Raw genomic sequence first — 6,066 nt, 5'->3', positions numbered from 1 at the left:
ACCATAACGGTTAAAGATGCTCAGTTTAGAAACGTTAAATCCGGTAAGATCAAACTCATCGTTCATACCGTCACCATTCGGAGAAATACCGCGTGGGATTAAACACGCCACATTATCAACCTGCAGTGTAAGTACTGTCGGGCAGCTTACATCTCCTACAGGAGTTACCGTTACCATATATTCACCTTCTTCCTCTGCAATTACAGTACTACCAGTACCAATTATTGCTCCCTGAGGACTTGTCCACTCAATAACAGTATTTTGCTCATTGTAGTTTTCATCCATTGCTACTTCAAGTACATACTGATTGTTTTCACAACCACCTGTAATTCCTAAAACAGGACTTGGTATAATATCTACAGTAAAGCTGCTTTCGTCTGAACAGTCAGTTCCCGGAACCTGAGCAAAAATATAGATTGTCTGATCTGTTGTTATTTCAGTCCCTGCTGCAAGCATATCGCCTGTTGCATCCGGACCTGTATAGTAGGTATTATTAGCGCTAAGAACAGGTAATTCGAACACATCACACTCAGTAACATTTTCCATTACATCTGCTACCGGTATTTCGTAAACAGTAACCTGAACAGCTTCTGTAGCTTCACAACCTGTTACTACGCTTACTTCATAGATACCAGTTTCAGAAGCCACAATGCTTGATCCTGTATCGGGAAGCGCAGCTCCATCAAGAGTCCATGCATAAGTCGCTTCAGAAACTTCAAAGTTAATTGGCTCTACAGTAAGTGTTGTAGTCTGACCTTCACATATATCAAGATCTCCCGCAACGGTATACTGTGGAGGGTTGTTTGTAATAATAATATCAAACATACCTGTTGAATAACAGTCACTACCGTTTTCCTGTACCCTTACATAGATAGTTTCTGATGCATTGGTCTCATAAGGACTTGCAAGGTTATCATCGCCTCCTAAATCTGCTGCTTCCTGAGTTGCATAGAATGTAACCGTGAAGTTTTCAGGGCTATTTAATCCTGCAAGGAAATCAACAGTACTTTCATTAAGATCAAACGATACCATTTCACCTGTAGAACAAGCTGTAAGGTCTATCAGGTTATCTACAGTAATCTCTTCAGCTAAACGGATTGTTACATCACTTTCCTTAACTAAAAGTTCACCGTTACAGTTTGTATAAGTAGCACGCGCTGTCATAACAGTTGGCTCGCTTACACATACAGTAATATCTGTATCATCACTAAATGATACACCATCCTGAAGCCATTCAAACACAACGTTTGTATTACCATTTGGAGTAAATCTCCAAGCTTCTTCAATAGCTGTCCAAGGACCTGTATTTCTTCCATCCGGAACAAAAGCTACAGTACCACCGGCATTCTGAAGACCGATTACACCGGCACCATCCTGCCACTCTGTACATGGTACCCTGTGACCTACGTAAACTTCAATTACATTTGATATTTCATAAAGAACAATCTGAGTAGTTTGGGCTCCAACATCAGGGTTATCATTACAATCACCGCTAAACTGAGCAACCTCAGAGAAGTTTACAACAAGTGCACGACAAGGATAGTTACCTAATACCTGATAGTTAATATCCGGGTTAGCAACATCATTATTCTGGTTAGGGTCGATATCCTGATAAACACCATAAATAGCGTTTAGGATAGGGAATCCAGGATCCGGAATTGTTTCATCAAATGACCAAGGACAGTATCCTCCTGCATCTGAAGTATCAAATGAAATTACACCATTTGAACCCACAATAACCTCTGAATAGATTTCTCCGAAGAAACAGAAATCAAAAGGAAGTTCTACAAGTGGAGACCAAACGTCGTCCGTACCAACTGATACCGGAGTACCTCCCGTGAACGGGAATGGCGGAGCATAGTCAATGCTTTCTATTTCGTATGAATCAGTTTCACCTGTAAGCATATAGTTTGCGCTTAATGGGATACAAGTATCCTCTCCAGGACAAATTACATATTCTGATCCCGGAAGAAGAATGTCCTGTTCAGGATCAAATACCTCAACATTAGCACACCCAGGTGGGTTGAATATAGAGAACACCTGAGGTCCACTCCAGAAGCTTGAATCTGTATCGCTACATATAGCTCTTACATAGAATTCATAGTAAACACCCGACTCTATTTCTAATGTATAGTTAGGATCATCTGTAACGATTACCGATTCTTCCGGTGCGTCACCAGGCGCGCCTGAACCCATTTCCTGAACTACAATTTCCCATTGTGTTTCAGTACCTGCAGGAGTCCACGAAAGCTCTACGTAAGAAGAACCCTGAACACCCGTTGATAATAAATCTGTAGGTTGAGGACAAGTTAAGAAACGTAAGTCAACATTGTCTACAGCTGCAGGTGGCTGAGTACCACCGCTACCATCATTTCTCCATTCGAATACTAAACGCACAACCTGACCTGCGTATGCAGTTCCATCAAAAATAAACATCTCTGATGTCCAGTCACTTTCCTGATTAAAGTTACCTCCTATCTGTTGTCCGTTAGCAGTTGTAATTTGTGTACCCGGTGTTGGGTTAAAGGCTACAGGAACTAACCATACTCTTAAGTAATCGTAGCTACTTTCTCCTAAACCTAACCAGTCGAACGACAGAACAAGTTCATTAGTTATTGTTGCAGGCATTTGTATGTCTCTGTAAGCATGTACAACAGAATTTGAGCTACCTGTCGTATAAGTGTGAGAAACACCATTATCGTTAGATATATACAATGCATTATCAGGGCTGTTAAATACAGCAGAACCTATATACCATTTGTTTATTTGCTCGCCGTTAATAAGCGACCAGTTAGAAGGCAGGGTGTCAAAATCATCTGCGAAATTCATATCGGCAGGAATTTGTGGCGTCATAATAAGCTGAGGACCTACCCAGTAGCTGTGATCACCATTACCACAATTACTTCTTACCCAAACATAGTATGTAGTAGAATCTTCAAGATCATCAAATGATACGTTAGGAGTATCTACTGTATCTGTAGGATCTGTATTCTCTTCCGGAGCCGTATTTGATGTACTTATATAATAATCATAATCCGGTGTTATCGTTACAGGTGCGTCCCATGCAACATCAGCCGTATTTAAAGTTACGTTTGATGCCGAAAGGTTATCTGGTGCAGGACATGTAATAAATGAAAGGTTGATGTTATCTACCGCTGCAGGAGGGTTAGTTCCTGTAAAGGCATTGTTTCTCCACTCAAATACAAGTCTCATTACCTGACCACCAAATGTCTCGGCATTGATAATATAGTTTTCTGTAACAAACTCAGCACTTCCTGTATGGTTACCTCCTACCTGTACACCTCCACTGTTAGCAGCGGTAATTTGTGTACCCGGTGTAGGTAAAAATGTTGCAGGAACCATCCATACCCTAAGGTAATCGTTTGTTTCACCTACCGATCTCCAGTCGAAAGAAAGGTTTAATTCTTCAACCGTAGTTGGCATCTGTACATCCCTGTAAGCATGAGATACAGTAGTTTCGTTACTGTAAGCGTTAGTAACACCTTCATCGTTAGTTATATAAAGGCTGCTTGTACCTCCGTTATTCACAGCAGTACCTATTACCCATTTGTTAGGCTGACCTATACTGTTTAACGTCCATTCTGTAGTACCGTCAAAATTCTCAGTATAATCTAAATCTGCAGGAACCTGAAGCGTATTGATAATAACCGGACCAACCCAGTTACTTGCATCATCGTTACCACAGTTGCTTCTTACCCAGAAGTAGTAAGTTGTAGCATTATCAAGATCATCTAATGTTACTGTTTCATCAGAAACGTTATCAGTTACCGGAGTAGTCTCATCCGGAGCTGTAGAAGAAGTTGTTATGTAGTAATCAAATGTTGGTGAAACCGATGTTGGGCCATCCCATGCAAACGTAGCACCGTTTAGCGCAATATCACTAGCAGTTAAGTTAGACGGAATTGGGCAGGTAACTAACGATAAGTTAATGTTATCTACCGCTGCAGGAGGGTTAGGTCCTACACTGTTATCGTTTCTCCACTCAAATACAAGTCTTGCAACCTGACCTGAAAATGCAGCAGCCTGGATATAAAACTCTTCTGTAGTAAATTCAGCACTTTGATTAAAGTTACCTCCTAATTGGATACCGCCACTGTTACCGGCTGTAATTTGTGTACCCGGCGTTGGGTTAAAAGTAGCAGGTACTAACCATACTCTAAGGTAGTCACAACATGGTTCAGCATCTGCTCTCCAGTCAAAAGAAAGTGTTAGTGCATCTACAGTTGCAGGCATTTGGATATCCCTGTAAGCCTGTACTACAGATGTATTGGTGTTCGTATAAGCATTACTTACACCGTTATCATTTGTAATGTATAATGAATTAGCACCACCATTGTTTACGGCATTACCAATAATCCATTTGTTTGCAGCATCACCATTTAACAGTGTCCAGCCTGTAGTTCCTTCAAAATCCTGAGTATAGTCTAATGCAGCAGGAATTTGTGTTGTGTAGAAACTAACCGGGCCTGCCCATGCACTAAAAGTACCGTCGCCACAATCGTTTCTTACGTAGTATTCGTAATTTGTTGAAGGAGCAAACGGAGTTCCGTCTGTCATTTCAGTTGCATCAAACGCTGTATTAGTCGTTACAGTTGTTCCTGCTCCCGCAGGTATACCTGTACCTACAGGCTGTATAACGATTTCAAATGATGTTGCACCGTTAGCATCCCATGAAAGATCTGCTGATGCACTGTCTACGTTTGCAACAGTTAAGTTTGTAGGCGGCGCACAGTTTACCGTTTGTACTATTAAAGTATATGGTGTAGACTGTGGCGTAGCCCATGTAGATATTACAATGTAATAAGTCGTTCCTGCCGTAACAGCAAAAACAGGTATTGATAGCGGATCTGTAGAACCACCGGAAACAACACCAGCCAAACATTCTGTACCTATATCAGCACAGTCATCATAAATAAACATACCTGCATAAGTACCATTACCTGTAATGTCTACGCTTATTATACCATCTGCAGGGGCAGTATATGAATAAACCACATCATCACCATTAAGATAATTGTTGGTGTTACCACAACTTGTACCCGGCACACCTTCATAATCATCACCGTAGTTAGCCGTATTATCTGTAGTGGAATACGGTAATGTTACTATTTCTATAGGAGCTGCACACGTTTCTCCTAAAGCCGCAGTAATAAATGTAATTGGTGTAGTCCAAGGACTCTCATTATCTGTTCCGCATATTGAACGAACATAAACTTTATAAGCAGTAGCCGGATCAAGACCCGAAGCCTGATAAGGTAAGGTACCGTTATAAACATCACCAGCTCCCGTAGGAGCATCTGTTACAGGAACAATTTCTATTTCCCAAGATGTAGCGCCATTGGCATCCCAAGTAATGTCGGCTGTGTTTAAGCCCGTATTATCTACCGTTATGTTTTCCGGGGCTAAACATTCCTGAACAACACTTACATCGTCTATCAGCCATCTGTCACCATCATCACCTACTAAAACAAAAGCAACATATACCTGCTGCCCAACAAGGTTTTCAGGAAGCGATAATATCTTCTCCGTATAAACCTGTTGTGTAGGGTTAATTTGTGTTTCAGTCCACTCTTCCACCTGCACATAAGCAGAAAGATCAGAAGGATCTGCATCTGTAGAAATCATAATACGGTAAAGGCTACCCTGATCTCCATTTAAACCTAAACGCGAAAAGAAGCGTAATTGCGGGTTACTTGGTAAAGTAAACTGTGGAGTTACCAACCAGTCCTGAGGAACCGGTGCTGTGTCCGACACGTTTTCTTTATCAACAAGAGCCGCATGGTCTCCGGCATAGGCCGGGAAAGTTGTATCTCCGGCAGCTGTCTGTACCCAGAACTTAAGTGGTCCGGAGTCGTTGTCATAAATTCCCCAATCAGTAGGGGGCCATGTCTCAAAACCTTCTGTTGCCAACTGTCCAAAAGAGGCAATAGAAAATAATGACATGAAAATCATGAAAGTAAATTTTCTCATAAAAAAAGCTAGTTTTGGTAGAATTAAAGTATCAAAATTAAAAAAATATAACATTTTAATAACTTTATGTTTGCT

At 41.1% G+C, this 6,066-nt stretch carries 1 protein-coding gene; it reads right to left on the bottom strand.

From position 1 onward, the window contains the following. Nucleotides 1-5,991 (bottom strand): fibronectin type III domain-containing protein (locus NU09_RS07435; RefSeq protein ID WP_207209760.1); only part of this gene is annotated, 5,991 nt, incomplete at its 3' end. Nucleotides 5,992-6,066 lie beyond the last annotated feature (75 nt).

This window comes from Flavobacterium beibuense, assembly GCF_004151245.1.
GTDB lineage: Bacteria > Bacteroidota > Bacteroidia > Flavobacteriales > Flavobacteriaceae > Flavobacterium > Flavobacterium beibuense_A.
The sequence above is the reverse complement of the archived record's forward strand: the minus strand, read 5'-3'. Positions and strand labels throughout refer to the sequence as shown.